Origin of the sequence: Kitasatospora sp. NPDC089797, from assembly GCF_040684795.1 — a bacterium.
Lineage (GTDB): Bacteria > Actinomycetota > Actinomycetes > Streptomycetales > Streptomycetaceae > Kitasatospora.
On the sequence record NZ_JBFBGS010000018.1, the window covers coordinates 136,550 to 161,292 of the forward strand.

Below are 24,743 nucleotides of genomic sequence, written 5' to 3' on the forward strand. Positions count from 1 at the left end.
TGGGCTACATCACACCCGCGCGCCGGCGTCCGCGGGAGGCGCGGCGCCCGGCCGGCGGGGCCGGGTCGCCGTCCCAGGCGGCGACCGGGTTGCCCAGCCAGCGGGTGCCGCCGGGGACGCTCTCGCCGCGCATCACCAGGGAGGCCGGGCCGACCGTGGTGGTGTCGCCGAGCGAGGAGTTGAGCAGCACGATCGAGTGCGGCCCGGTGGTGGCGCCGGTGCCCAGGTGGACGGGGCCCAGGCGCATCACCCGGTCGTGGAACAGGTGGGTCTGCAGCACGGTGCCGCGGTTGACGCTGGCGCCCGCCCCGACGGTGACCAGGTCGCTCTCGGGCAGCCAGTGGGTCTCGCACCAGGCGCCGCGGCCGATCTTGGCGCCCAGGCTGCGCAGCCACAGGTTCAGGTACGGGGTGCCGGTCATGGCGCCGCCGCCGAAGGGCATGGCGAGTTCCTCGACGAAGGTGTCGTAGAGCTCGTTGCGCCAGACGAAGGACGACCACAGCGGGTGCTCGGCGACCCGGAAGCGCCCGACCAGCAGCCACTTGGCGAGGGTGGCGATGGCGCAGGCGAGGACGGCGGCGGCGACCAGCACCAGGCCCGCCGCGCCGACGGCCGCGCCCAGCCCGTAGTCGTCCCGGACCGCCTGGAGGGCGGCGAAGACCAGGTCGGCCAGCAGGGCGGCGATGACGATCGGCAGGAGCCGGCAGACCTCGACGCCGGCGCGGGCCCACATCAGGCGCTTGGGCGGGTCGTAGGTGCGGGCCTCGCCGCCGCTGTCGGCCACCCGCGGCAGGGCGAAGGCGGGCCGGCCCAGCCACGAGGAGCCCTCGGGGGCCTGGACGGGGGTGTCGGAGAGCACGCCGACCAGGGAGTTGTCGGGCAGCGAGCGGCCGGGGCCGACGATGCCGGAGTTGCCGACGAAGGAGCGGCGTCCGACGTGCGCGCGGCCCAGGTGCAGCCAGCTGCCGCGCAGCTCGTAGGGGGCCACCAGGGTGTCGTCGGCCAGGAAGGCGCCGTCCTCGACCCGCATCAGGGTCGGCAGGGCGAGCACCGTGGAGGCCTCCACCCGGTGGCCGATCCGGGCCCCCAGCAGGCGCAGCCACACGGGGGTGAAGAGGCTGGCGTAGAAGGGGAACAGGGCCCGGCGGGCGCCGTCGCTGAGGTGGGAGACGGCCCAGGCGCAGAACGCGACCCGGCCGGTGGCCGGGTGGAAGCCCGGGCGCAGCGGCAGCGAGAAGAGCCGGATCAGCAGGGCTATCAGCGCGGCGTAGCAGAGGAAGGACAGGGCGGCCAGCGGCACGGTCAGCGGCAGCACCTGGAGCAGGGCGGAGCCGAGGGTGCGCTGGGTGTCGACCAGCGGGTAGATGACGAACAGCGCCGGCAGGGCGGCGATGACCGGGGCCAGGCCGAAGAGCACGAAGGCGAAGCCGTAGGCGAGGTTCCACACCCGTGAGGCCTTGGCCGGGGCGGTCGGCCACGGGGTGCGGGCCTCGCCGGAGGGGCGGGCCGGGGAGCCGTGCCAGTGTTCGCCGGCCGGGACGGCGCCGGTGACGCAGCTGCCGGGGGCGATCTCGGCGCCGGCGCCGATGCGGGCGCCGGGCATCAGGGTGGCGCGGTGGCCGATGCTGGCGCCCTCGCCGATCTCGATGTGGCCGAGCTGGAGGATGTCGCCGTCGAGCCACCAGCCGACGATGTCGGCCTCGGGTTCGAGGGTGGCTCCGTCGCCGATCCTGGCCAGGCCGGTGACGGGCGGCGCGGTGTGCAGTTGGACGCCCTTGCCGACGCGGCAGCCCAGCATCCGGGCGTAGCGGGCGGCCCAGGGGGTGCCGGTGAGGTTGCCGGTGCCGAACATGGCGGTGTAGCGCTCGGCGGCCCACAGCCGCAGGTGGACCTGGCCGCCGCGGGGGTGGCTGCCGGGGCGGATGCCGGCGGTGAGCAGGCGGGCGCCGCCGGCGGCGAGCAGGGTGCGCCCGGGGGCGCTGTAGAAGAGGACGGCGCCGGCGACGACGGGCCACCAGGAGCTGTGCGGGGCCCAGGGGATGTTGCTGCCCATGAGGTTGTCGACGGCGATCAGGACGACCACCCAGCGCAGTCCGGACAGACCGAACATGGCGAGCAGCATGAGGGTCTGCCAGAACCCGGCGCTGCGCGGGGTGGGTCGCACCCGGCGGGCGGGGGCGGTGGTCGCGGCGGATTCCGGCCCGGCCGCGGCCGCCGCCGGCCGCGGGGCCGGGGCGAGGGAGTCGAGGTAGTCGGCGAGGTCGCCGAGCACCGGGTGGGCGTACAGGTCGGCGACGGAGACGCCGCTGTGGCGGGTGCGCAGCTCGGAGACCAGGCGGGCGGCGGTGAGGCTGGAGCCGCCGAGGGCGAAGAAGTCGTCCGTGCAGCCGGGGGCCATGCCGAGCAGGCGCTCCCACTGGCCGGCGAGCCAGCCCGCGGTGCCCTCCAGGGTCTCGGCGGGGCGGTCGGCGCCGCCGGTGGTGGCCAGCGGCCAGGGCAGCGCGTTGCGGTCGACCTTGCCGGAGGTCTTGGTGGGCAGGGAGTCGACCACGGCGAGGACGGGCACCAGCGGTGCGGGCAGGCGCTCCAGCAGGTGCTGGCGGGCGTCGGCGAGGTCGGTGCCGGTGCCGGGCTGGGCGACCAGGTAGCCGACCAGCAGGTCGGCGCCGGCCGGGGTCTTGCGCACGGCGGCCGCGGCGGCCCGGATGCCGGGCAGGGCCTGGAGGGCGGCGTCGATCTCGCCGAGTTCGATGCGCCGGCCGCCGAGTTTGATCTGGTCGTCGGCGCGGCCGAGGAAGACCAGGCCCTCGGGGTCGTTGCGGACCAGGTCGCCGCTGCGGTAGACGCGGGGGGAGGCGATCGCGGGGTGGGGGCTGTACTTCTCGGCGTCCTTGGCGGGGTCGAGGTAGCGGGCGGTGCCGATGCCGCTGATCAGCAGTTCGCCGCTCTCGTACCAGGGCACGGGCCGGCCGTCGGGGTCGACGACGGCGATCTCCCAGCCGTCCAGCGGGGCGCCGATGCGCACCGGCTCGCCGGGCAGCATCCGGGCGGCGGTGGCCACCACGGTGGTCTCGGTGGGGCCGTAGGTGTTCCAGAACTCGCGGCCGGGCACGGCCAGGCGCTCGACGAGTTCGGCCGGGCAGGCCTCGCCGCCGACGATGATCAGGCGCACCTGGTCCAGGCACTCCTGCGGCCACAGGGCGAGCAGGGTGGGGACGGTGGAGATCGCGGTGATGCGCCGCTGGACGAGCCAGGGGCCCAGGTCGGTGCCGGCCTTGACCAGGGAGCGGGGGGCGGGGACCAGGCAGGCGCCGTGGCGCCAGGCCAGCCACATCTCCTCGCAGGAGGCGTCGAAGGCCACCGACAGGCCCGCGAGGACGCGGTCGCCGGGGCCCAGCGGCTGGGTGCGCAGGAAGATCCGCGCCTCGGCGTCGACGAAGGCGGCGGCGCTGCGGTGGGTGACCGCCACGCCCTTGGGGCGGCCGGTGGTGCCGGAGGTGAAGATGATCCAGGCGTCGTCGGCCGGGGTGGGCCAGGCGGGGTGCCCGGAGGGGCGGGCGGCGGGCCCGGCGGCCAGCCGTCGCTCGGCGCCGAGGACGGCGCAGACCTGGGCGTCCTGCCAGATCATCTCGGCGCGCTCGTCGGGGTCGTCCGCGTCCACCGGCACGTAGGCGGCGCCGCAGCGCAGCACGGCCAGGATGGCGACGTACAGGTCGGCGGTGCCGGAGGGGATGCGCACACCCACCCGGTCGCCGGTGCCGATGCCGTGTCCGGCCAGGACGCCGGCGAGGGCGTCGACCTCCTGCATCAGGGTTCTGTAGTCGAGGACCGCGTCGCCGGTGTCCAGTGCGGGCGCGTGCGGGTGCGCGTCGGCGGTGGCGGCGATGACGTCGAGGAGACTGCGCGGGTGGGAGGGCTGGGCCACCGGCCAGCCCGCGGCCTGCCCCGGGTTGGGTCGGTGCAGCGTGCGTGGGCCAGCCGTGTCGTGGCGTGCGTCCATAGGGATGGGTTCCTTGGCTCCGGTTGTCCTGGGAGGCGCGTGGTCACTTGCTACGTGCTGTGACGCCGTTGTCACGTGGTGGGATGCGCCCACTCACCATGACTCCACTGTGCGTCCGCTGGATGCAGCGAAGGTGCGGTCAAAGAGAATTCTCATCATCGATGCCAATCGGGCCTATGCCGATGTGATTCGAATGTCGATTCGGGGAATTCCGTGTGTTTTCGCTGGTGAAGGCTAGTCGGCGAAAACCGGAGGGGTGTGACGGCAGAGGGAAGAGTGATGAACACCATGGCGTCCGGAACGGTACCGGTAGTGAGGGGTTGGCTACCGAATCAGGGGGTTTTGGTCGGATCCTCATCCTGTTCACGTCAGCCTCACGTTCGTGTGAGACTCTCCAGCCGCCGCCCAACAACCGGACCTTTCCTGTGAAGACGGTGTGCCCCGGAGGAACTGCTCCCGGACCGGACGGCTCGATTCCGCTGCTCTGGTACGCGGCGTACGGGTCCAACCTGCACGCCGCCCGCTTCGCCTGCTACCTGTACGGCGGCCGTACGGAGGGCGCCGCCCTCGCCTGCCCGGGCTGCCGCGACCGCCGCCCGCCCCGGGCGAGCGCGGCGCTCACCCTGCCCGGCACCCTCTACTTCGCCGGGTCCTCCGCCACCTGGGGCGGCGGCGCCACCGCCTTCTACGACCCGGACGGCCCCGGGACCGTCCCCGCCCGCGGCTACCTCCTCACCCCCGGCCAGTTCAGCGACGTCGCCGCCCAGGAGATGCACCGCCCGCCGGGCTCAGGCCCCGACCTCACCCGGGTCCTGGCCTGCGGATACGACGCGGGCACCCCGGGCCGCTACGGGACCCTGCTGCGCGTCGGCGCACTCGGGGGGCGCCCGGTGCTCACCTTCACCTCCCCCGCCGGATCGGCCGGTGGCGGGCTGGGCGCCCCGACCGGGGCCTACCTGCGCACCCTGGGCGCCGGGCTGGCCCAGGCCCACGGGTGGGGGCCGTGGCGCGCCGCCGGCTACCTCGCCAGCCGGCCGGGGGCGGCCGGGCACTGGGGGGTGGCGGCGGTGGCGGGGCTGTTGGGCTGAACGGGGGACGGGGAGGGGGCGGGGACGTAGCCGGGGGCGGGGCGGGGGTGGGGGCACCGCGGCGGGGGCCGTGATCGACGCCGTCCGTCAGCACCGGCGGGCCCGCCCCGCCGGGGGAACACCTGGAAGAAGGACCCGCCGAGCAGGGCTGTCCACCCGGACGGGTGAACGCGCCGGGTCGGGTCGGCCCGGTGCGCGGCACGCGGCGCGGGTGACCGGGGCCGGTGCGCGGCCGCCGGCGGTCGTCCCCGCCGCACCGCCGCACCGCCGCCGGGGCGAGGGCCGGGGCGGGGCCGGAGGGCGTCGCGCCGTCCCGTCGCCCCGCCGCTCCCGTCGGCCTTCCGCTCGCGCCTCGGATGCCGCCCGCCCGGCGCGGCCGTTCGTGCGTGCAACTTCCCTTCCTTGAAGGCGTGTTGGGCGCGGCGCGGAATAACCGGGTGCCCGGGCGGCGGGTCGCGTGCGATCCTTCGGGCCATGCCAGCCCGCAACCGCCGCCTGCCGCGCGACCTCTCCTGGCCCCTGACCCCGACGGACCTGCGCGAGGGCCTCGGTGCGCAGGAGGCGGAGGCCGCCGACGTGTACTTCGGCGAGCTCCCCTCCGACGACGGATTCGTGCTGCTGGCCCGGTGGGAGCCGCAGCCCTCCTCCAACTACAGCCACAGCGGCGTCCGCCCGGCCTGGTGGTCCCCGGTGCGGATCGTCGTCGCCCCGGTCCCGGCCGCCGAACGGGCCGCCACCCGGCGGGCCCTGCGCCAGGACGCCCTCCCCCGCCTCGCCGCCTGGATCACGGCGGCCCGCCGGGCACCCGAGGGCTGGCGGATGGCCCCGCACGACTGCTCCTGGGGGTTCCGGGACGGCGCCGTCCTCCACCGCGGGGACGGGCCGCCGCCCGGCTGAGCGCCCCCGGTCCGCCCCTGGTCCACCCCTGGTCCATCCCCCGGTCCGCCCGAAAACGCCCTGCCCTGCACACGGTTGGGGCCACCCGCTACGGTGCCGCCATGTCCGACTACCACACCCATGCCGCCCGGGCCGAGACGATCCTCGCCCAGCTCCAGTCCAAGGTGCTGGGGATCACCCCCGAGATCCGCGTCGAGATGGCCCAGGTCGAGGCGATCCTCGCGCTCGCGGCCGCCGTCGCCGGCCGCACCGGGCCGCCCCCGCAGGTCCCGCCGCCGCACCCTCCGCGCCAGCCGGCCCCGGCCCCGTTCCCGCCGCCGGCCGACCAGCAGCGCTGGGGCCGCTGACGGGCGCCGGACCCGTCGGGCGCGCGCATCCCGTTCGGGTGAACTGCCCTGCCCGGAGGTGGGGGTGGGGCCGGGGCGGGGGTAATCCGTCAGCTGGGACGCAGGGCCCGTACCGGTGCGGGCCCTGCGTTTCCGCGTGACCACCCCTCCCCCACCCTTCAGGAGTTCCCCCATGCGTCTGCGCCTGCGCCCGCTGCTGGCCGTCACGGCCGGCCTGCTCGCCCTGTCCTTCGTCAACCTGTCCACCGCCTCGGCCGCCCCCGGCTTCGTGCGGATGGACCGCGCGCTGCTGCACATCGACATCGCCGACCCGAAGGCCGGGCAGTGCTACACCGGCCTCGGCCAGGGCACCGACATCAGCAACGTCACCATCGGCACGATCCTGCTGTTCCCCGACAAGACCTGCTCGACGCAGGTCTTCAACCCGCTGGACTCGGGCGAGTCCCGGGTCGCGAACGTCGGCAGCTTCATGCCGCTGGACTGACCGACGGTCACCCGACGTGGCGGGCGCTGCTGCCCGGCGTCTCCAGGTTCCGAGTGACGATCCGGCGCGGGTGGACGCGGACGATGTCCTGGCCGAACCGCCCGGGCGCCGTCGGCAGCACCTCGACGGCCGGCACCTCGGCCCGGCCCCGGACCTCCACCCCGCACCCCCGCCCGGGGGCGACCGGGTCGTCGTCCGGGGCCGTGTCGTCCACCCGCACCGAGGCGCCCGGTGGGCCCGGTGGGCCCCCGAGTTGGCGGGGCGTCACCCGCCCCACCTGCCCGGATACCGTCGGCCGGACGGAATTCACGCAACAGGTGATCACGGACCGCAATCGGCCGGTAATGTGATCACCGAGATTCGCCGTCCGCGGTACCGCTGAACCTGCTGTTCCTGGACGCGACCGACCCCCCGGGGTGCGCGGCAGCGCGCGCCCCGTCGTCCCGAAGGAGACCAGTATGGCCACGGGTACCGTGAAGTGGTTCAACGGCGAGAAGGGCTTCGGCTTCCTGGCCCAGGACGGCGGCGGCCCGGACGTCTTCGTCCACTTCTCCGCCATCGTCGGCACCGGCTACCGCAACCTCGAAGAGGGCCAGGCCGTGGAGTTCGAGATCACCCAGGGCCAGAAGGGCCCGCAGGCCGAGCAGGTCCGCGCGATCTGACGCGGCGTGCCCAGGGCCCCGCAGCCGGTGAGGACTCCGGCTGCGGGGCCTTGCCGTGCCCGGCCGCGCCTTCCGGGTCAGCCGTCCAGGGGCAGGCATTCGTCGAGCAGGGCCAGCACGTCGCGCCAGGCCCGCCGGGCGTGCACCGGGTGGTGGCGGACACCGGGCAGGACGGCCTGGGGGACGGACGGGTGGTGGAAGGCGTGCTCGGCGCCGCCGTAGACGGTGATCCGCCAGTCCACCCCGGCGGCCTGCAACTCGGCGGCGAAGGCCTCGCGTTGGGCGGCGGGCTGGATCGGGTCCTCGGAACCGACGCCCGCCCACACCGGGCAGCGGATGTTCGCGGCCTCGCCGGGACGGCCGGTGAACAGGCCGTTGACCGTACCGACGGCTTTCAGGTCGACGCCGGCGCGGGCGAGTTCGACGACGACGGCGCCGCCGGTGCCGTAGCCGACGGCGGCGATCCGCCCGGGGTCGGTGCGCGGCTCGGCGCGCAGCACGTCCAGGGCCGCACGGCCGATGCCGCGCAGCCGGTCGGGGTCGGCGAGCAGCGGCAGGCAGCGGGCCAGCATCTCCTGGGGGTCGGTGAACCAGCGGCCGCCGTGGAGGTCGAAGGCCAGGGCGACGTAGCCGAGTTCGGCGAGGGCGTCGGCGCGGCGGCGCTGGAAGTCGTTGAGGCCGGGGCCCTCGGGGCCGATCAGGACGGCGGGGCGGGGGCCGGCGCCGGCCGGGAGGGCGAGGTGGCCGACCATGGTGAGGCCGTCGGCGGGGTACTCGACCGTGCGGGTGGTGACGGTGTCCATGGGAGGGGACGGTAGGCGACGGCCGGGCCCGGCGGGGCGGGCCTTCGCCGTCGGCAGAGCGGGCCGGGCTCAGGCCACGAAGTAGCTCCCGCCGACGGCGGTCGCGGACTGCCCGGGCTCGACCTCGGCCGTCACCGGTCCCCGGCAGTCGGCCGCCGCGTGCACCCTGGTCACCGCACGCCGGCATACCTCGACACCTGGCGCTGAAGCCGAGAAGGCCGGCCCCGACCGGGGCCGGCCTCCGTGCCGATCGCGAACCGCCTGCTACGTGGCGCTGTACGGGTTGACGATGGTGTGGTGCCGCTGGGCGGTCTCCAGGACCTCCTGCGGGAAGCGGGGCCCGGCGATGTAGTGACGGCCCTTGGTCTGCCCCACCGCTGTCAGCAACTCCGCCTTGGTCAGGGCCTGCAGGTCCCTCGTCGCCTGCTGGGTGTTGATCGCTTCGGCCTTCTCGTAGCGCGAGCGGCGCACCCGCCCCACCATCGCGACCTCGTGCAGGGCGGTCGTCTGGCGCTCGGTGATCCCGTACCGGTCGGCCGCCTCGATGAGCTGCGTCCAGCAGTCGTTGGACCGGTCGACGCGGCGCTGGACCCGCTGGGTCTGCTGGTGGTAGGCGAGGAGGTTGAACTTGATCCACGGCAGGGTGTCCCGCTGGGGCGACCAGACGGGGCCGCCGACCTCGCGCAGCACCTTGTAGTACTCCCAGGTGTTACCGGGCATGCCCAGCCACTCCTCGATCGAGGAGAACTCGGGGGCGAGGACTCCGCCCCGGGCGATCAGGAGGGTCTGCAGGGAGCGGGACATCCGGCCGTTGCCGTCCGACCAGGGGTGGATCTTCACCAGGTTGAGGTGCGCCATCGCGGCCCGCACGAGGACGTGGCTGTCGAGGTCGCCCTCGTTGAGCCAGTCGACGAGCTCACCCGTCAGAGCGGGCAGCAGTTCGTGGTCCGGTCCCTCGTAGTCCGTGGCGAGCTCGTCGCCGGGGGCGGTGATCCGGACGGCCGTCCTGCGCCACTGGCCGGCGGTCTTGAGCGGGTGGTGGTGGCCCTGGAGCATCCAGTGCAGGGCGTTGAGCAGTTCCTTGCTGTAGCGGAAGTCGACGGCGTCGTGGAGGGACTGGATGTAGGTCATGGCCTGCTGGTAGGCCAGGGTCTCCGTCTTGTTCTCGTCGCTGGCCTCGACCTCGCGCTCGCCGTCCATCAGGTCGGCGACGTCCCTCGCGTCGACCCGGTAGCCCTCGATGGTGTTCGAGGCCGCGATGGCACTGGCCGTGAGGGCCTTGCGCAGGTCGAGCGTCCACTTCATCGGGGCCTGCTGGACCGCGTACCTCAGCTGGTCCCGCATGGAGTTGATCTGCTCCAGGACCTGGTGGTCGACGGACTCGAGGCGGGGCGTCTCATATAGCATGAATCAATGATACCCAGCTCCTATCATTCAATCTATGCTGCCGACACGGGGCCATGGTGAGGCCGTCGGCGGGGTACTCGACCGTGCGGGTGGTGACGGCGTCCATGGGAGGGGACGGTAGGCGACGGCCGGGCCCGGCGGGGCGGGCCTTCGCCGTCGGCAGAGCGGGCCGGGCTCAGAAGACGAAGTAGCTCCCGCCGACGGCGGTCGCGGACTGCCCGGGTTCGACCTGGGCCGTCACCGGGCCCCGGCAGTCGGCCGCCGCGTGCACCAGGACGGTCACGTCGGTGAAGTTCTCCACGGAGACCGGCGAGCGGGAGGCCGGGTAGCAGCCGCGCTGCGGGTTCTCGTGCGGCACGCCGTTGACCACCAGCACCCCGGTGGCCGCCTGGGCGGGGACGGCGAGGGCGAACAGGCCGGCGGCGGCGAGCAGGACGGTGGCGAAGATCCGGCGGCGCATGGGGGTTCCTCCCGGTCGAGGGGCACGCGCCGCCGCACGGCGGCGCTGCTGCGTACGGGAGGGATCGTGGCGGTGCCGGCCCGGATACCGCAATCGCCCGAACCGGCGACGGAACAACAGGAGTTGGGCGCCCTAGGCTGTCGGACATGACTGTCGACGAGTGTTACGGGCATCCGCGGCTGGCCTCGGTCTACGACCCGCTCGACCCCGACCGCCCCGACCTGGACGCCTACCTGGAGCTGGCCCGGGAGCGCGGGGCACGCCGGGCGCTGGACATCGGCTGCGGCACCGGGGTGTTCGCGCTGCTGCTGGCCGGGCTCGGGATCGAGGTGGTGGGGGTGGATCCGGCCGCGGCCTCGATCGAGGTGGCCCGCGCCAAGCCGGGCGGCGAGGCGGTGCGCTGGATCTGCGGCCAGGCGGACGAACTCCCGCCGCTGGACGCCGACCTGGCGACGATGACGGCCAACGTGGCGCAGGCGATCGCCGACCCGGACGCCTGGCGGCGCACCCTGCGGGGCGCCCGGCAGGCGCTGCGCCCGGGCGGGCTGCTGGTCTTCGAGACCCGCGACCCGGCGGCCCGGGGCTGGGAGGAGTGGACCCGCGAGCGCACCCACCGGGTGACCCAGGTGCCCGGGGTCGGGCCGGTGGAGCGGTGGACGGAGCTGGTGGCGGTGGAAGAACCGCTGGTGACGTTCCGCCAGACGTACGTGTTCGCGGACGGGCAGGTGCTGACCTCGGATTCGACGCTGCGCTTCCGGTCGCGGGCGGAGGTGGAGCGGGACCTCGCCGAGGGGGGCTTCGCCCTGGAGGAGGTGCGCGGGGCGCCGGACCGGCCGGGGCGGGAGCTGGTGTTCCTGGCCCGGCGGCCGTGACCGCCGGGGGCGCACGCCGCGGCCCCCGCACCCGGGTTCGCGCCGGGCGTTGCGGCGCGCTTCACCGGCGCCGCGAACGAGCGCCGTCCGGCGCGGACGCCCGGGATACGGTCCCGCCCATGACCACCACCTCTCCCGCGGACCCCACCGACCCCGACGTCGCCCTGGTGCTCGCCGCCTACACCGCGTACGCCCGGGGCGACATCGACGCCGCCGTCGCCGACCTGGACCCCGACGTGGACTGGGTCGAGCCCGAGGAGTTCCCCAACGGCGGTGCGCACCGGGGCCGGGACGCCGTGCACGCGTACCTGAGCGCCGCGTACGCGATGTGGCGCGAGCTCCACTCCGAGCGCACCGCGTACCGGCGCGGCGGGGAGGTCGTGATCGTCCACCACGTGCACGGGGTGCTGACCGACGGTGAGCCGCTGGACATCACGGCGGCCGACGTGTTCACCGTCCGCGACGGCCTGGTGGTGCGGATGCACGCCCACGCCGACCCGGCCGAGGTGCTGTAGGCGTCCTCTTCGGAGTGGTGTCGCCCGGGCGTCGGCGCGGCGCCCGGGCGGGGCTGGCACCCCTTCCGGTAGGCATGGGCGAGCGGTCGGGTTCGTGGGCGAAGGATGCCTGCGCCCGGCCGTCAACTCCCGTCCTGCTGAGAGGATTTCCCGACCATGGAGCTGGTACGACGAGCGGCCGCCGCCGGCTGCACCCTCGCACTCGCCCTCGGCGGCGCCGTGGCCCTGGCCCCGGCCGCGCACGCGACCCCGGAGGCGTGCTTCGCCCATGTCGCGTACTACACCAAGGTGCCCGACTGGCAGGCCGTCAAGGACGCCTGCAGGATCGGCGCGGCCGGCACCGAGGAGGCGTTCCAGGAGTGCACCGGGATCATGGAGCACGACTACGTCTCCGCCGGTCTCGCGGCCGAGGCCTGCCGCCTCGCCCCGAAGCCGTTCGTGCCCCCGCGCCGGCAGTAGCGCACCCCCCTCCGGGGTGATCCCGGCCGGGCGTCGGCGCGGCGCCCGGCCCCGCCACCGCACAGCGCGGGACGTCGGACGGGCCGACTTCCCGCGCTTTCCCGTGCCAGGGTCCGGTGCCTCGTTTCCCGGCCCGGCGTGACTCGTTGATCGCTGTACCCGACCACCGATGATCCCGCCCCTCCCCCACAGGGCCGCAACGGAGAGCCCTTCCATGCCCGTTCGCCCCTGGCGCAGGGCGGCCGCGGCCGCCCTGCTGCTGTTGCCGCTCCTGCTCCCGCCCGCCCCGCGCGGCGTCGCCGCGGAGCCGGCGGCGTACTCGCTGCGCAACGCCCTCACCGGCACCTGCCTGCACCACACCTTCGGCACCGCCCAGGTGCGGCTGGAGCCGTGCGAGCCCGGGCCCGAGCAGCGCTGGCAGCTGCGGCCGCAGGGGGCGCCGGGCGGCGGGGCGGCAGCCGACGTGACGGCGGTGAACGTGGCGGTGTTCGACCCGGAGAAGAACGCCTGGGGCTGCGTGGCCATCGGCGACAACTGGAGCATCCGCTACGGACAGTGCGGCACCACCGAGTCCGCGTGGAGCATCCCGGACGGCGGCGACCGCTCCCGGGTCCGCTCGGCCTCGGAGCTCAACGACAACGACCTCTACCTGACGCCGACCGACTCCGGGTGGCTCGGCGCCCAGCCCGGCGGCGCCACGGTCTCCGCGGACTGGCTGGTCGACGAGGCCCCGTGACGGCGAAGGTGCAGGCGAAGGTGACAGTGGGCCGACAGCGGGGACAGCAGGCTGCCGGTGGGGCGTGAGCGACCCACGGGACCCTCGGGGCAGAGAACACACCCGCACCACGCACACCCAGGGAGCCACCCCGTGCCGAACTCCGCACTCCAGAGCCCGCCGTGGGACGTCCACCGGCTGCCCCGCGCCGACGGGAGGACCGTCCTGGTCACCGGCGGCAACGCGGGCATCGGCTACTTCGCCGCCGAGCAGCTGGCCGGCACCGGGGCCACGGTGGTGCTCGGCAGCCGCGACCGCGCGAAGGCCCAGGCCGCGATCGCCTCGATCGGCGCGCGGGTGCCCGGCGCCCGGCTGCGGCACTTGCCCCTGGACCTGGCCGACCCGGCCTCCGTCGGCACGGCCCCGCAGGGGCTCGGGCGGCTCGGGCTGGAGCGCCTGGACGCGGTGGTCCTCAACGCGGGCATCGCGCTCGACCACCCGCCGCGCCGCACGGGCCCCGACGGCCACGAGCTGATGTTCGCCACCAACCACCTGGGCCACTTCGCCCTGACCGCCCACCTGGCCCCGCTGCTGCGGGCCACCCCCGGCAGCCGGATCGTCACCACCGGCAGCTTCGCCGCGAAGTCCGAGCGCCTGGACCTCGCCGACCTGCAGAGCGCCCGCGACTACAAGCCCAAGCGCGCCTACGCCCGCTCCAAGCTGGCCCAGATGCTCTTCGCCGTCGAACTCGACCGCCGGCTGCGCGCCGCCGGCAGCGCGAGCCTGAGCGTGCTGGTCCACCCCGGCGGCGCGCTGGACGCCCTCACACCCGCCCGCCCGCCGCTGCACACCCCCGGCACCGGCGAGCGGCTCGGCCACCTCCCGCTGGGCCTGGTCGTCCAGGGCAAGGACGCCGCCGCCCGGCCCGCCGTCCGGGCGGTGCTGGACCCGGGGGTGCGCGGCGGCCCGGTGCTGTGGAGCCCCCGGGTGTTCGGGCTGCGCGGCGAACCGCGGCCCGAACCGCTCTGGGAGCACCTGGCCGACCCGGCCACCGCGGCCTGGCTGTGGGAGGCCAGCTGCGAACTGACGGGCCACCAGCCGCAGTTCTGAACCCGTCTCCCCGGCCCAAACCCTGGTCAGCGCACCGGCCCGCGCAGCGTCTCGATCGAGCCCGGCGGCCACCTCTGCTCCCGGGTGAGGTCCGCGAGTTCCGGCGGCGGTTCGGCGCCGTCGCGCACGATCGTGACGTAGTCCCGCGCCTGCCGCACGTCCAGGCGCGGGGCCTGCGCGCGCACGTGCCGCATCGCGGCCACGGCCCCGGCGGAGCCGGCGAGTTCGCGGACGGCGGCGGCCAGCGGGTCGGGAGCCCGGACGCCCTTGACCTGGCGCAGGTAGAGCTCCTCCCAGCCGCCGTCCGGCCACAGCAAGGGGGCGATGTCGTGGACGCTGCCGTCGTACCGGTCCACCAGGTAGGGGCCGTGGCCCGCGAGGCGGTGCCGCGCGTCGCGGGTGCGGAGGTACAGCACGGTGTCCCAGAAGACGATCCAGCCCACCCCGTCCCCCTCCCCACCGCACACGGCGAGTTCGGGGACCGGCGGCTCCCAGGTCAGCCGCTCCTCGGCCGGTACCGACTCGACCAGCTCGACAGCGCGTTCCTTCGTGATCACGCCGCCGTCCTCCGCCGCGCGGGCGGGCGGGCGGCCGCGCGGAAATATTGGGGTGAGCGCCCGCGCTCCCCCTGCTACGGTGGCGCACCATGTCTGCCGTGATCAGGAAGTTCCAAGTCACCTTCGACGCCGCGCAGCCCGAGCGGCTCGGCCGCTTCTGGTGCGAGGTGCTGGGGTACACCGCGCCGCCGCCGAAGGGGTTCGACAGCTGGGAGGAGTACCGGCTGTCCGAGCCCGAGGAGAAGCGGGACTCCTGGTTCGCCCTCACCGACCCCTCGGGCGAGGGCCCGCGGATCTACATCCAGCGCGTCCCCGAGGGCAAGACCGCCAAGAACCGGCTGCATCTGGACGTGCGGGTCGGCACCGGGCTGGTCGGTGAGGAGCGCCTCGCCGTGCTCGAAGCGGAGGCCACCCGGCTGGAGGCGCTCGGCGCGGTGCGGGTGCAGGTGCTGTACGACGGCACGGACTCCTGCATCTCGATGCAGGACGTCGAGGGCAACGAGTTCTGCGTCGACTGAGCCGCCACCCGCAATCGAACACCTGAACTTCCCTGCCCCGCAGGGAAGTCGGACGTGATCTCCGGCATCATCGACATCCGCGAGGGGAAGTCGACCGATCATGGAATCCCGACCGCAGCCGCAGTTCCACATGCCCTTCGAAGCCCGCCTCAACCCGCACCTGGAGCGGGCCCGCGCCCACACCCGGGACTGGGCCCGCCGGATGGGCATGTTCGACGCCGAGTACCTGAAGTGGCCCGAGCGCTGGAGCGAGGAGACGTTCGAGCGGGCGGACTTCCCGCTGTTCATCGCCCTCACCCACCCGGACGCCGACGCCCGGGAGCTGGAGGCGGTGACGGACTGGCACGTCGCCCTGTGGTTCGTCGACGACCTCTTCCTCCCGCTCTACCGCCGCGGCCACGACCGGGCCTCGGCCGGCGCCAAGGTGGAGCGCCTGATGCAGTTCCTGCCGCTGGACGGGCTGCCGCGCCCGCTGATCCCGGACAACCCGGTCGAGCGGGCCTTCGCCGACCTGTGGACCGACACCGCCGCCACCATGAGCCCGCTGTGGCGCGAACGGTTCACCGCCAGTGTGCGGCGCTTCCTGGAGGGGGTGCTGTGGGAGCTGGAGCACGTCGACGACGCCGTCACCGACCTGATCGAATACCTCGGCGCACGGCGGGACTTCGGCGGCCTCCAGTTCACCGCGATCCTGATGGAGCACGGGCTGGGCGAGCTGCGCCCGGAGCTGCTGCGCGACCGGGGCCTGCGCACCGCCGTCGACGCGTTCGTGGACGCCGTCAGCCTGCACAACGACATCGTGTCCTACGACCGGGAGGTCACCGAGGGCACCGTCGGCAACAACGGCGTGGAGGTCGCCCGGCTGGCGCTCGGACTGGGCCGGGGCGAGGCCTCCGCCCTGATCGACGACCTGCTCACCGCCCGGGTCGAGACCCTGGCCGGCGGTCCGGCCGCCGTCCCGGCCGGGGCCGCGCCGTTCACCCGGGCGTTGCAGGGGGCGCTGGCGGGCTCCTACCGCTGGCACGAACTGACCGGCCGCTTCGGCGGGTCGGCGGCGGCCGGGGCCTTCGGCAAGCCCAGCGGCCTGGGCACCTCGGCGGTCTACGCCTTCTCCGCGGCGGGACGGTGACCGGACGGCCGGGCCTCCCCCACGAGGCCGGGCCGTCCACGCTCCGGCTACCCCGCCGACTCCTCCTTCAGGTACGCCTCGTACTGGGCGGCCGTGAGCAGGGCGTCCAGCTCGGCGGGCTCGGCGAGGTCGACCTCGACCATCCAGCCGTCGCCGTGCGGATCATGGTTGATGTCCTCGGGCGCGTCGTTCAGCTCCTCGTTGACCGCCGCGACCTTCCCGGAGACCGGGGCGTAGAGCTCGCTGACCGACTTGACGGACTCCACCGTGCCGAACGGCCGGCCCACCTCGAACGCGGCGCCCACCTTGGGCAGTTCGACGAAGACGATGTCCCCGAGCTGGTTCTGGGCGTACTCGGTGATGCCCACGCGTGCCCTGCTCTTGCCGGTGGGCTGCACCCACTCGTGGTCCTTGGTGTACTTGAAGTCTTTCGGGTAGGCCATGGAACTCTCCGCAGGACGAGGATCGCTGACGGTTCGTCAGTTCGAGGGGAAGCCTGCTACATCTGGCGGCCGCCCGGCGTGACCTTCACCCGCACGGGCGAGCGGTCGGCCTGCCGGGCGGGGCGGGCACGGGTGAACCACCAGGCCAGCAGGAGGTTGGGCACCCAGCACAGCCAGGCGATCGCCATGTACGAGACGCGGAAGTCCAGGTGCGCCGCCTGGGCGACCATCAGCATCAGCCGCAGCGTGACGGCGGCGAAGGTGAGCGCGAAGCTGCGGATCATCCAGCGCCGGTGGTCCTCCACCCGGCGGTGCAGGATCATCCGCAGCCCGGTGCCGCCGGCGATCAGCCAGGCCACCCCGAGGCCGGCGAACCCGAGCCGGGCGACCGGGCCCCCGTAGGCGATCGGCGCCAGCAGCAGCGCGCCGATCCCGCCGACCAGGCAGCCCAGCAGGTAGGCCCGGCCGATCCGGCGGTGCCAGCGCGGCGAGCGCCGGCGCAGCCGGGCGGAGAACTGCCAGGGCCCGAGTGCCAGGGCGGTGATCGCGCCGAAGATGTGGATGTAGAGCGGGAGTTCGTGGGCCAGGTAGGTGGCGCGCTGGTTGCCGGAGAAGGTGTCCGGATCGAAGGTCACGTACCTGGAGGAGATGAGGACGACGAGTGCCGAGAGCACCGTCATGACGGCCCAGCCGGTCCGAGTGAGGTTGCGCATGGCCCGAGTGTCGGCCGCCCCGCCGGGCGCGGGCATCCGGGCGAACCCTGAGACCGACCCCGAGATGACCCTCATGTCCCTTGCGACAAAAGGAAGTTGAAGGTATATGCAGATTCCCCGTGGTCGGCGCCATGAGGATATCCCCCCGATCGGCCCTGGAGCGCGCCGCAGTGCGCTCCGGGGCCCTGCCTCCACTCCCGCAGGGACCCCGCGTCCGGCGGGCCCGGGGCGGGCCGGCGGCTTTGTGGTCCGGAACGGTCCGCTGCGGTCACCTTCGGGCAGTACCGGTCTTCGCGTGGTGCGCCAAGTGACCGTCCCCGTACGGTCGATGACACATTCGACCCCGACCGAGGGCGGTACCCCATGGCTGTGGCACCCCGTATCGACGTCTCCACCTCCCTCGGCGCCGCCGGTGCGGAGCCCGACGCCGCCCGGCGCGCCGACCTCGCGGCCGCCGTCTCCCGCGACGTCCTCTTCGCCACCCGGCCCGGCTCCCCCGGCCACCGCGCGGCCGCCACCACCTGGGACCTGGTCGGCGAGCACGCGAGCGGCGAGGCGGCCGTCCACTACGCCGACGGCCGCACCCACCTGGAGAAGCCGCTCCTGTTCGCCGACGGCTTCAACTACGGCAGGAGCGACCTGCCCGCCCTCTTCGAGCACTTCAACACCCCGTACCAGGACGGCACTCCGGGCCTGTTCGACCAACTCCTCGCCCGCGGCTACGACATCGTCCTGATCGGCTTCGAGGAGCGCCACACCCGCATCCAGCACAACGCCGAGGTCGCCACCAAGGCGATCGAGCGGGCCATCGACGAACGCCTCGGCGACGCCCGGCTCACCGTCGGCGGCGTCAGCATGGGCGGCATCGTCACCCGCTACGCGCTCGCCAAGCTGGAGGACGAGGGCTTCGACCACCAGACCGACACCTACCTGTCCTGGGACTCCCCGCACAACGGCGCCTGGATCCCGCTGATCCTCCAGCAGATGGCGTACTTCTTCGAGACCCTCGCGCCCGGCGAGCCCGGCAAGCCCTCCCAGGCCGACCTGATCCGCAGCGAGGCCGCCCAGCAACTGCTCTGGGCCTGGGTGCCGGACGCCAAGTACGCGGGCGAGGTCGCCACCGCCAGCCCGCTGCGCACCGAGTTCGTCGACGAGCTCGCCGGCCTGCGGAACTTCCCGCGGCGCCCCCGGCTGCTCGGCCTGGCCAACGGGCGCGGCGACGGCGTCGGCCGCCCGCTGCCGGCCGGCGGGATCGCCTTCGACTGGAAGGCCGCGTTCAACACCGCCAGCGCCACCGCCCGCTTCCAGCCCGACCTGGGCAGCAAGCAGCCGATCGGCGGCATGCACATCCTCGGGGAGCTGCGCCGCTCCACCACCACCGAGGTCCCGGCCCTGGACGGGGTGCCCGGCGGCACCCTGGAGTCCTTCGGCCTGGTCGCGGACGCGCTGAAGGCCGAGATCGGCGAGGAGTTCCGCAGCGGCGCCTTCGTCCCGTCGGTCAGCGCCTCCGCGCTCAAGTACGACCCGGTGGCCTGGGACGTCGACCCGGAGGAGAACCTCCTCGACCGGGACCCCGACGACTTCCACCTGGGCGAGGTCGTCTTCGACACCGAGAACACCGGGCACAGCGCCGTCTCCCCGGTCCTGGCGAACTGGCTGCTCGACCGGCTCTGAGCCCGTGCGTGGAGTGGGAGGTCGGACCGGCCGACTTCCCGCTCCACGGGCCCTGCTCCCCTGCGGTGGAGGGCGGTTGACGGCCCCGGTGGAAAAGGCCTCGGTGGAAGAGGCCCCGGCGGGACTGCCTCCGGCGCACCCCGTCAGGGTCGCGGGCCCCCGGCACGGGCCGGCCTGCGGCGGCGCCAGTAGGCGACCGTGACCGCCGCCAGCAGCGGCCCCCACAGCAGCAGCGGGCCGTAGCAGGCGGCCAGGACGGCGGCGTGCCAGTCGTGCGCCGCCAGCGGGTTGTCCGGGGAGAGCGGGCGGCCCTGGAGGGTGCGCCGCGTGGTGAAGACGACCAGGACCGCCGTCCACAGGAGCGTCAGGACGGTCGCGCCGAGGGCGGCGGGGACCACCGCGACCGGTACCGGCACGCGCCGACCGCGCAGCAGGGGCAGCCAGCGCGGGAAGACCTCCCCCCAGCCGGCGACCAGGCCGACGGCCGTGAAGGCCAGCAGTTCGGAGACCAGCGACAGCACCAGCACGTAGGCCTCGATCGGCAGCCAGGACGGCAGGCTCCCGCTGTCGCGCACGGCGCCGCCGTCGAGGGGGACGTGGCAGACCACCACCGCGATCCGCCAGGCGCCGGCCGGCAGCGCGGTGAACGGGACGGCGTGGGCGGCGATCCGCGCCCACCGCGGTACGCCGGGTACGGGCGCGTGCGCCGCGTGCCAGGCGGCACGCAGCCGTCGGGGGGTCGTCGCCGCTGCGGGGGTGCTCATGCGGTGGAGGATCGCAGTCGGCGCGGTGGGCGGGCATCGTCTGCGCGGCGGACCGGTCGGGAGGGCCCTCCCCCGCGCGGGGGAGGCGCGGGACGACGGCCGGCGGCGGGGCGGCCGGGACGCCGGGGCGGCGGGGCGGCGGGGCGGCGGGGCGGCGGGGCGGCGGGGCGGCGGGGCGGCGGGACGGTGCCGAAGGCGCTGGTGCCGGGCGGGAGTTCGTGGGCCGGATGATCATCCGTAGTAGCATCGGGGCCCATGGAACGCGTCACGTTGATCACCGGCGGTTCGAGCGGCATCGGTGCGGCCACGGCCCGGGCCCTGCTGGAGCGGGGGGCCCTGGTGGCGGTCACCGGCCGCGACGCCGGCCGCCTGGCCGCCTTCGCCGCCTCCGTCGACGCCGGGGAGCGGCTGCTGACGATCGCCGGTGACGCCGCCGACGAGAACGACGTCGCGTCGGCCGTGGGCCGGGTCGTCGACCGGTGGGGCCGGCTGGACACGGTGATCGCCAACGCCGGCTACTCGCTGCCCGGCAGCCTGGAGGACCACGACCCGCAGGCGATGCGCGCCATGGTCCTGACGAACGTCCTCGGCCCGGCGCTGCTGGTGCGCGAGACGCTGCCGCACCTGCGCGGGTCCAGGGGCCGGATCGTGGTCGTCGGTTCGGTCGCGGGCCTGCGGAACACGCCCGGGAACCTGTACTCCGTCACCAAGTGGGCCGCGCACGCGCTGGTCGAGAACGTCCGGCAGCTGGTCGCCGGGGACCGCGTCGGCGTCACGCTGGTCGCGCCGGGCGTGGTGGACACCCCGTTCTGGGACGAGCGCGGCGGCACGCCCCAGGCCTCTCCGGCGCTGACCCCCGAGCAGATCGCCGCCGTGATCGTGTTCGCCGTCGAGCAGCCCGAGGGCGTGGACGTGAACCAGCTCGTCGTACGGCCCTCCGGCCAGATCGGCTGACCGGGCGCGGGGCGCCGGGGGTTCGGCCCCGGCGCGCCGCCCGGCTCAGGCCGCGCCGGAGCGGCCCAGCAGTCGGCGGCGGGGGTGGCGCACGGTGAGGCGGCCGAAGCTCTTGCGGCCGACCAGTTCGATGCGCAGCCGGGTCGGTGCGTGCGGGTCCGGGTTCCGGTGGCCCTTGATCTTGCTGAACTCCAGGGCCAGGCCGTAGGGGTCGACGACGATGCCCGGGCCGACGATCAGCGTCAGGTGGCCGCCCTGCATGTCGACGTCGACCTCCAGGGTGTCGTGGGTGATGACGGCCTGGGTGAAGTCCAGCGTGACGTTGCACCACTCGGCGTGGAGTTCCAGGCGGCGCGGCAGGACCCAGCTGCCGACCCGTTCGGTCCTGGTGAACTTCTGCTCGATCCGCAGGACGTCCCGGCCCTCGGCCACCACGCCGGTGGTGGAGACCGAGACGGGGGGCAGGTCGGCGGTGATGTCGGTCAGGTCGCCGAGGGTGCGGGCGCTCAGGGCGGCCTCCACCCGTTCGTCCAGTTCCTCGGCGGTCAGCCGGCCGTCGCCCGCCGCCACGCCCAGGGCGGCGACCACCCGGTCGCGGTCCGCGTGCGAGGCGCGCAGCGCGGGCAGCGGGCCGCCGTTGCCGGAGCGGCTCCCGGCGGGCGCGATCTCTCCAGGCATGTGTCCCGTCCTGAGCTCTACGGAGGTGCGTGCGCGCCGGGTCGGCGGCACGAACATCAACTTACGCTATATCGCGATAGGGTATATCGCGTTACATGCTTCCCGCCAGGCCCGGGAGGGCGGCGCGGGCGCGGGTTCCCGGGTCGGCCGGAACGCGGCGGCAGGTTCGTGTGCGGCTGGTCGGAGGCGTTCGGGTGCCCCGGTGGTGGTGGACCGTCAGGTGTCAGGCGTCCTTGCGGAAGCGCTTGGCCAGGGCCGGGTCCGACTCCCACCACAGGGCGCCGCCGCCCTGCTCGCCGTCGGCGGGCCCCGCGGGTGCGGCCGGGTCGGCCGGGTCCGCGGGGTCGGCCTCGGGGAGGGCGGAGTCGCCGACGGCCCGCAGGCGGAACAGCAGGCCGGGCACGGCGGCGAACACCGCGAGCATCACCAGCAGGGCCGCGATCACGTAGGACCAGTCCACCGCGACCACGGCCAACGGCGGGACCAGGAGGGCGAATCCGAGCCCGGTGCCCCGGCCGGCGACCAGCACCTCCCGGCCCTCGGCGACCTCCACGGTGACGGTGTTGGAGCGGCTGGGATCCCAGGTGGTGACCCGGACAGTGTGGGTCCCGGGCGGCACCGGGAAGCGGGCGAGGGCGCCCTGCCTGACCCTGCCGGCCCGCACGCCGTCGATCACCACGCCGAACGAGCCCCTCACCAGGCCGGTCAGCGGCGGCTCGGCGTGCACGACGACGGTAGCGGTCATGTGGGGTCCCCCCGGGGATTGGTGATCATGCTGTGTGGAGCGCGCCCTTGACTTCCTCCCCCTCCTAAAGGAGGGGGATTCCCCTCAGCCTCGCGGCTGAGCCGCTGCGCGTGAGCGCGGCGGTGGGACTACTTCCTGCTTCACCGACGACTGCCCGCCCGGAGTGCTCCGTTGAGGTCTTATACCGTCTCCACAGGCTGCTGCCGCCAGTCCGGCGGCCAGGATGTTGCGTGCCGCGTTGACGTCCCGATCGTGGGCCGTCCCGCAGGTACACGTCCATTCGCGGACGTTGAGCGGCATCCTGCCCTGCAAGCTGCCACAGGCGGAGCACAGCTTGGAGCTGGGGAACCACCGGTCGATGGCGATCAGCTCGCGGCCGTACCAGTGGGCCTTGTACTCCAGCATGCTCCGCAGTTCGGACCACGACGCATCGGATACGGCGCGGGCCAGCGTGCGGTTCTTGAGCATGTTGCGGACGGTCAGGTCCTCGATCACGATCGTTTGGTTCTCACGAACGAGTCGAGTGGTGAGCTGGTGCAGGAAGTCCGTGCGCCGGTCCGCGATCCGGGCATACACCCGGCCGACCTTGATCCGGGCCTTCGCCCGGTTGTTGGAGCCCTTCGCCTTGCGGGCGAGATCCCGCTGGGCCCTGGCGAGGCGCCGGCGGTCCTTTCGCTCGTGCTCGGGGTTGCTGATCTTCTCTCCGGTGGAGAGCGTCACCAGGCTCGTGATGCCGGCGTCGACACCCACCGCGTTGTTGACCGGCGTGGCCATCACCGGACGGTCCTCGCACAGCAGGGAGACGAACCAGCGACCGGCCGCGTCCTGCGACACGGTCACCGTGGACGGCATCGCGCCGTCCGGCAGCGGCCTGGACCACACGATGTCCAGCGGAGCGGCCATCTTCGCCAGCGTGAGCCGACCGTCGTGGAACCGGAACGCAGAGCTGGTGTACTCGGCAGACCGGCGCGACTTCCGCTTCGACTTGAACGTGGGGTACTTCGCCCGCTTCGCGAAGAAGTTGGTGAACGCTCCCTGCAAGTGCCGCAAGGACTGCTGCAACGGAACCGACGACACCTCGGACAGGTAGGCCAGCTCCTCGGACTTCTTCCATGCCGTGAGCATCGCCGAGGTGGCGTTGTAGTTGATCCGCTCCTGGCGCAGCACCCATGCCTCCGTGCGGGCCTGCAACGCCATGTTGTAGACCTTCCGCACGCACCCGAAGGTGCGCGACAGCTCGGCCGCCTGCGCATCCGTCGGGTAGAAGCGGTACTTGAACGCCCGCTTCACGTGGTTCATGGTCATGCTCACAACCTAGTGCGGCAACTTGTAAAGATTAAATCTGCCGGTCAGAGCACTGCGGTCCGCCTGACGGCGAAACGCAGCCCGTTGCCCTGCTCCGCAGGAGATCCGTTTCCTCCCCCGGCTGAAGCCGGGGGTATCCACGGAGGCATCTGATGATAGGGGGAGGTCCTCGGCCGCGGTGACGTCAGTTCGGCCGGCGGGCCACCAGGTTCTCCAGGCCGAGGTCGCCCGGGTGGTCCCCGGTGGCGGTGTAGCGCGGGGCGGCCTGCCCCCAGTCGTGGTAGCCGCGGATCCAGGCGGCGTGGGCGTCGGCGTAGCGGGCGAGTTCGGGCATCGGGCCGGCGCCGAGCGCCTGTTCCAACTGCGGGAGTCCGGCGCGCAGTTCGAGGAAGGACCCGACGGAGCGGTGGGCGGTCTCGCGCACCCGCTCCAGGGCCTCGGCGGGCGGGAGGCCGCAGTGGCGGACCAGGCTCAGGACGAGGTTGGGGTAGCCGCCGGCCCGGTCCTTCTCCAGCGAGTGGATCTCGTTCATGGCGATGATCGCGTCGCAGGCCGCGATCCGCATGCCCTCCAGGTGGGTGGAGTGCCAGGCCAGCAGCGGGACTTCGTAGTGCCCGACCCGCTCGGCCAGGGCGAGCAGCGGGCGGACCCCGATCGTGCGGCGGCGGGCGCGCAGGTGCGCGGCCGGGTCGGGCAGGACGCCGTGCGCCCGGTCGGCGAGCTTGGTGGGCCAGCCGGCCAGGTAGTCGACCCAGTCGTGGACGGTGCGCCGGCGCCACTGCTCGGACCCGCCGCGGCTCATCCGCCGCCAGCAGTCCGCGAAGGCGGCCACGACGGGCGGCGCGTTCGTCGCCGCCGACTTCGGCCAGCGCAGCAGGTCCACCAGGTCCTGGCAGACGGCGATCGCGTCGTCCGTACGCCCGTCCCGGGCGTCGAACTGGTCGTCGAAGAGGAAGAACCAGCCGAGCAGGTCGAAGCAGAGGTCCAGGTCCTCGCCGACGGCGTCCGGGAAGCCGTGGGCGGCGCTGTCGGCCACCCGGGAGAACGCGTAGCGGCGCAGCGCCTCGTCGCTGCGGACCAGGCCGCAGGACCGCGCCCAGGCGAGGTGGCGCTGTCGGGCCCGGTCCAGCTCGGGGCTGACCCGACTCTCGATGGGCACCGTGAACTCGATGTCCTGGGGCATAGGCCTTTCGCACTCCTGAACGGTCCGGGGTCGACTCCGGGACCGTCATGTACACGGTCCGGCCCCAGCGTTGTCGAACCGCACCGTCCGCACCAGAGCGCAAGGGGAGCACCACCGGCGCACGGCGCGACGCCCGCTCCGTCCTGGTACGCGCCCGCAGGATCCGGGCCCCGCGCCCCCCGCCAGGGGGGGGGGCGCCCGCGCCGGTCCTGCGAGCAACCGGGGGAAAGCAGGCACCACCACCCCAGTAAAGGGGGATCA

27 protein-coding genes are annotated in these 24,743 nt (G+C 74.2%); 14 read left to right on the forward strand and 13 right to left on the reverse strand.

What is annotated here, in order from left to right:
* Positions 1-4: 4 nt before the first annotated feature.
* Positions 5-4,000, reverse strand: a complete 3,996-nt coding sequence (locus tag AB0O91_RS16870) for a Pls/PosA family non-ribosomal peptide synthetase (RefSeq protein ID WP_363433144.1) — start codon at positions 3,998-4,000, stop codon at positions 5-7.
* 425 nt (positions 4,001-4,425) lie between these two features.
* Between AB0O91_RS16870 and AB0O91_RS16875 the strand changes: the two genes are divergently transcribed.
* From AB0O91_RS16875 to AB0O91_RS16890, 4 genes are all read left to right on the forward strand, one after another.
* Positions 4,426-5,088: a histone deacetylase gene (locus tag AB0O91_RS16875; RefSeq protein WP_363433146.1), complete on the forward strand. Its 663-nt coding sequence runs from the start codon at positions 4,426-4,428 to the stop codon at positions 5,086-5,088.
* A gap of 474 nt (positions 5,089-5,562) precedes the next feature.
* The gene (locus tag AB0O91_RS16880) at positions 5,563-5,985 is read left to right on the forward strand and encodes a hypothetical protein (RefSeq protein WP_363433148.1); all 423 of its coding nucleotides are present in this window, start codon (positions 5,563-5,565) and stop codon (positions 5,983-5,985) included.
* 101 nt (positions 5,986-6,086) lie between these two features.
* Positions 6,087-6,332 carry a hypothetical protein gene (locus AB0O91_RS16885; protein WP_363433150.1) on the forward strand — a complete coding sequence of 82 codons (246 nt, stop codon included), beginning with the start codon at positions 6,087-6,089 and terminating at the stop codon, positions 6,330-6,332.
* A gap of 172 nt (positions 6,333-6,504) precedes the next feature.
* Positions 6,505-6,816 (forward strand): hypothetical protein, encoded by a 312-nt coding sequence (locus AB0O91_RS16890; protein ID WP_363433153.1) that lies wholly within the window; start codon positions 6,505-6,507, stop codon positions 6,814-6,816.
* A 7-nt stretch (positions 6,817-6,823) separates the two neighbouring features.
* Here AB0O91_RS16890 and AB0O91_RS16895 read toward each other — a convergent pair whose 3' ends face one another.
* The gene (locus tag AB0O91_RS16895; RefSeq protein ID WP_363433155.1) at positions 6,824-7,084 is read right to left on the reverse strand and encodes a hypothetical protein; all 261 of its coding nucleotides are present in this window, start codon (positions 7,082-7,084) and stop codon (positions 6,824-6,826) included.
* 190 nt (positions 7,085-7,274) lie between these two features.
* On the opposite strand from AB0O91_RS16895, the gene AB0O91_RS16900 reads away from it, so the two are divergent.
* Entirely contained in the window at positions 7,275-7,478 is a 204-nt protein-coding gene (locus AB0O91_RS16900) for a cold-shock protein (RefSeq protein ID WP_363433158.1), read from the forward strand.
* A 77-nt stretch (positions 7,479-7,555) separates the two neighbouring features.
* On the opposite strand, the gene AB0O91_RS16905 is transcribed toward AB0O91_RS16900, so the two are convergent.
* The 3 genes from AB0O91_RS16905 to AB0O91_RS16915 all read right to left on the reverse strand — a co-directional run bounded on the left by AB0O91_RS16905 (position 7,556) and on the right by AB0O91_RS16915 (position 10,148).
* A complete protein-coding gene (locus tag AB0O91_RS16905; RefSeq protein WP_363433161.1) occupies positions 7,556-8,281 on the reverse strand; it encodes a dienelactone hydrolase family protein in 726 nt (241 codons plus the stop codon).
* Positions 8,282-8,545: 264 nt separating this feature from the next.
* A complete protein-coding gene (locus tag AB0O91_RS16910) occupies positions 8,546-9,688 on the reverse strand; it encodes a Fic family protein (RefSeq protein ID WP_363433164.1) in 1,143 nt (380 codons plus the stop codon).
* Between the two features lie 175 nt (positions 9,689-9,863).
* Positions 9,864-10,148 (reverse strand): hypothetical protein, encoded by a 285-nt coding sequence (locus tag AB0O91_RS16915; protein WP_363433167.1) that lies wholly within the window; start codon positions 10,146-10,148, stop codon positions 9,864-9,866.
* A gap of 146 nt (positions 10,149-10,294) precedes the next feature.
* Between AB0O91_RS16915 and AB0O91_RS16920 the strand changes: the two genes are divergently transcribed.
* The 5 genes from AB0O91_RS16920 (at position 10,295) to AB0O91_RS16940 (ending at position 13,819) form a co-directional block, all read left to right on the forward strand.
* Positions 10,295-11,020: a class I SAM-dependent methyltransferase gene (locus AB0O91_RS16920; protein ID WP_363433169.1), complete on the forward strand. Its 726-nt coding sequence runs from the start codon at positions 10,295-10,297 to the stop codon at positions 11,018-11,020.
* A 119-nt stretch (positions 11,021-11,139) separates the two neighbouring features.
* Positions 11,140-11,535 carry a nuclear transport factor 2 family protein gene (locus tag AB0O91_RS16925; protein ID WP_363433172.1) on the forward strand — a complete coding sequence of 132 codons (396 nt, stop codon included), beginning with the start codon at positions 11,140-11,142 and terminating at the stop codon, positions 11,533-11,535.
* Positions 11,536-11,691: 156 nt separating this feature from the next.
* Positions 11,692-11,994 (forward strand): hypothetical protein, encoded by a 303-nt coding sequence (locus AB0O91_RS16930; RefSeq protein WP_363433175.1) that lies wholly within the window; start codon positions 11,692-11,694, stop codon positions 11,992-11,994.
* Positions 11,995-12,208: 214 nt separating this feature from the next.
* Positions 12,209-12,730: a hypothetical protein gene (locus AB0O91_RS16935; RefSeq protein WP_363433178.1), complete on the forward strand. Its 522-nt coding sequence runs from the start codon at positions 12,209-12,211 to the stop codon at positions 12,728-12,730.
* Between the two features lie 132 nt (positions 12,731-12,862).
* The gene (locus AB0O91_RS16940) at positions 12,863-13,819 is read left to right on the forward strand and encodes an SDR family NAD(P)-dependent oxidoreductase (protein WP_363433180.1); all 957 of its coding nucleotides are present in this window, start codon (positions 12,863-12,865) and stop codon (positions 13,817-13,819) included.
* 26 nt (positions 13,820-13,845) lie between these two features.
* Here AB0O91_RS16940 and AB0O91_RS16945 read toward each other — a convergent pair whose 3' ends face one another.
* A complete protein-coding gene (locus tag AB0O91_RS16945; protein ID WP_363433183.1) occupies positions 13,846-14,376 on the reverse strand; it encodes a YrhB domain-containing protein in 531 nt (176 codons plus the stop codon).
* Between the two features lie 89 nt (positions 14,377-14,465).
* On the opposite strand from AB0O91_RS16945, the gene AB0O91_RS16950 reads away from it, so the two are divergent.
* Entirely contained in the window at positions 14,466-14,894 is a 429-nt protein-coding gene (locus AB0O91_RS16950; protein ID WP_363433186.1) for a VOC family protein, read from the forward strand.
* Positions 14,895-14,994: 100 nt separating this feature from the next.
* The gene (locus AB0O91_RS16955; protein WP_363433189.1) at positions 14,995-16,023 is read left to right on the forward strand and encodes a terpene synthase; all 1,029 of its coding nucleotides are present in this window, start codon (positions 14,995-14,997) and stop codon (positions 16,021-16,023) included.
* A gap of 47 nt (positions 16,024-16,070) precedes the next feature.
* Here AB0O91_RS16955 and gcvH read toward each other — a convergent pair whose 3' ends face one another.
* Complete coding sequence (gene gcvH, locus AB0O91_RS16960; protein WP_363433192.1) at positions 16,071-16,466, reverse strand: glycine cleavage system protein GcvH; 396 nt, start codon at positions 16,464-16,466, stop codon at positions 16,071-16,073.
* A 56-nt stretch (positions 16,467-16,522) separates the two neighbouring features.
* The gene (locus AB0O91_RS16965; protein ID WP_363433194.1) at positions 16,523-17,179 is read right to left on the reverse strand and encodes a DUF2306 domain-containing protein; all 657 of its coding nucleotides are present in this window, start codon (positions 17,177-17,179) and stop codon (positions 16,523-16,525) included.
* 369 nt (positions 17,180-17,548) lie between these two features.
* Between AB0O91_RS16965 and AB0O91_RS16970 the strand changes: the two genes are divergently transcribed.
* The gene (locus AB0O91_RS16970; RefSeq protein ID WP_363433197.1) at positions 17,549-18,853 is read left to right on the forward strand and encodes a hypothetical protein; all 1,305 of its coding nucleotides are present in this window, start codon (positions 17,549-17,551) and stop codon (positions 18,851-18,853) included.
* A 143-nt stretch (positions 18,854-18,996) separates the two neighbouring features.
* Here the strand turns inward: AB0O91_RS16970 and AB0O91_RS16975 are convergent, their stop codons facing one another.
* Complete coding sequence (locus AB0O91_RS16975) at positions 18,997-19,617, reverse strand: hypothetical protein (RefSeq protein WP_363433199.1); 621 nt, start codon at positions 19,615-19,617, stop codon at positions 18,997-18,999.
* 255 nt (positions 19,618-19,872) lie between these two features.
* Between AB0O91_RS16975 and AB0O91_RS16980 the strand changes: the two genes are divergently transcribed.
* Entirely contained in the window at positions 19,873-20,571 is a 699-nt protein-coding gene (locus tag AB0O91_RS16980) for an SDR family oxidoreductase (protein ID WP_363433202.1), read from the forward strand.
* Positions 20,572-20,616: 45 nt separating this feature from the next.
* On the opposite strand, the gene AB0O91_RS16985 is transcribed toward AB0O91_RS16980, so the two are convergent.
* The 4 genes from AB0O91_RS16985 to AB0O91_RS17000 all read right to left on the reverse strand — a co-directional run bounded on the left by AB0O91_RS16985 (position 20,617) and on the right by AB0O91_RS17000 (position 24,482).
* On the reverse strand, positions 20,617-21,249 hold the full coding sequence (locus AB0O91_RS16985; protein ID WP_363433204.1) for a DUF1707 domain-containing protein: 633 nt from the start codon (positions 21,247-21,249) through the stop codon (positions 20,617-20,619).
* A 223-nt stretch (positions 21,250-21,472) separates the two neighbouring features.
* Positions 21,473-21,994, reverse strand: a complete 522-nt coding sequence (locus tag AB0O91_RS16990; RefSeq protein WP_363433207.1) for a hypothetical protein — start codon at positions 21,992-21,994, stop codon at positions 21,473-21,475.
* A gap of 84 nt (positions 21,995-22,078) precedes the next feature.
* Complete coding sequence (locus AB0O91_RS16995; protein ID WP_363433209.1) at positions 22,079-23,299, reverse strand: RNA-guided endonuclease TnpB family protein; 1,221 nt, start codon at positions 23,297-23,299, stop codon at positions 22,079-22,081.
* Between the two features lie 184 nt (positions 23,300-23,483).
* Positions 23,484-24,482 carry a pentalenene synthase gene (locus AB0O91_RS17000; protein ID WP_363433212.1) on the reverse strand — a complete coding sequence of 333 codons (999 nt, stop codon included), beginning with the start codon at positions 24,480-24,482 and terminating at the stop codon, positions 23,484-23,486.
* Positions 24,483-24,743 lie beyond the last annotated feature (261 nt).

Coding starts and splice junctions, on each gene's coding strand:
- gcvH (WP_363433192.1), bottom strand. CDS start 16,466: ATGGCCTACCCGAAAGACTTCAAGTACACCAAGGACCACGAGTGGGTG.
- AB0O91_RS16905 (WP_363433161.1), bottom strand. CDS start 8,281: ATGGACACCGTCACCACCCGCACGGTCGAGTACCCCGCCGACGGCCTC.
- AB0O91_RS16890 (WP_363433153.1), top strand. CDS start 6,505: ATGCGTCTGCGCCTGCGCCCGCTGCTGGCCGTCACGGCCGGCCTGCTC.
- AB0O91_RS16885 (WP_363433150.1), top strand. CDS start 6,087: ATGTCCGACTACCACACCCATGCCGCCCGGGCCGAGACGATCCTCGCC.
- AB0O91_RS16985 (WP_363433204.1), bottom strand. CDS start 21,249: ATGCCTGGAGAGATCGCGCCCGCCGGGAGCCGCTCCGGCAACGGCGGC.
- AB0O91_RS16955 (WP_363433189.1), top strand. CDS start 14,995: ATGGAATCCCGACCGCAGCCGCAGTTCCACATGCCCTTCGAAGCCCGC.
- AB0O91_RS16935 (WP_363433178.1), top strand. CDS start 12,209: ATGCCCGTTCGCCCCTGGCGCAGGGCGGCCGCGGCCGCCCTGCTGCTG.
- AB0O91_RS16995 (WP_363433209.1), bottom strand. CDS start 23,299: ATGACCATGAACCACGTGAAGCGGGCGTTCAAGTACCGCTTCTACCCG.
- AB0O91_RS17000 (WP_363433212.1), bottom strand. CDS start 24,482: ATGCCCCAGGACATCGAGTTCACGGTGCCCATCGAGAGTCGGGTCAGC.
- AB0O91_RS16915 (WP_363433167.1), bottom strand. CDS start 10,148: ATGCGCCGCCGGATCTTCGCCACCGTCCTGCTCGCCGCCGCCGGCCTG.
- AB0O91_RS16925 (WP_363433172.1), top strand. CDS start 11,140: ATGACCACCACCTCTCCCGCGGACCCCACCGACCCCGACGTCGCCCTG.
- AB0O91_RS16950 (WP_363433186.1), top strand. CDS start 14,466: ATGTCTGCCGTGATCAGGAAGTTCCAAGTCACCTTCGACGCCGCGCAG.
- AB0O91_RS16900 (WP_363433158.1), top strand. CDS start 7,275: ATGGCCACGGGTACCGTGAAGTGGTTCAACGGCGAGAAGGGCTTCGGC.
- AB0O91_RS16870 (WP_363433144.1), bottom strand. CDS start 4,000: ATGGACGCACGCCACGACACGGCTGGCCCACGCACGCTGCACCGACCC.
- AB0O91_RS16990 (WP_363433207.1), bottom strand. CDS start 21,994: ATGACCGCTACCGTCGTCGTGCACGCCGAGCCGCCGCTGACCGGCCTG.
- AB0O91_RS16880 (WP_363433148.1), top strand. CDS start 5,563: ATGCCAGCCCGCAACCGCCGCCTGCCGCGCGACCTCTCCTGGCCCCTG.
- AB0O91_RS16930 (WP_363433175.1), top strand. CDS start 11,692: ATGGAGCTGGTACGACGAGCGGCCGCCGCCGGCTGCACCCTCGCACTC.
- AB0O91_RS16920 (WP_363433169.1), top strand. CDS start 10,295: ATGACTGTCGACGAGTGTTACGGGCATCCGCGGCTGGCCTCGGTCTAC.
- AB0O91_RS16910 (WP_363433164.1), bottom strand. CDS start 9,688: ATGCTATATGAGACGCCCCGCCTCGAGTCCGTCGACCACCAGGTCCTG.
- AB0O91_RS16965 (WP_363433194.1), bottom strand. CDS start 17,179: ATGCGCAACCTCACTCGGACCGGCTGGGCCGTCATGACGGTGCTCTCG.
- AB0O91_RS16975 (WP_363433199.1), bottom strand. CDS start 19,617: ATGAGCACCCCCGCAGCGGCGACGACCCCCCGACGGCTGCGTGCCGCC.
- AB0O91_RS16980 (WP_363433202.1), top strand. CDS start 19,873: ATGGAACGCGTCACGTTGATCACCGGCGGTTCGAGCGGCATCGGTGCG.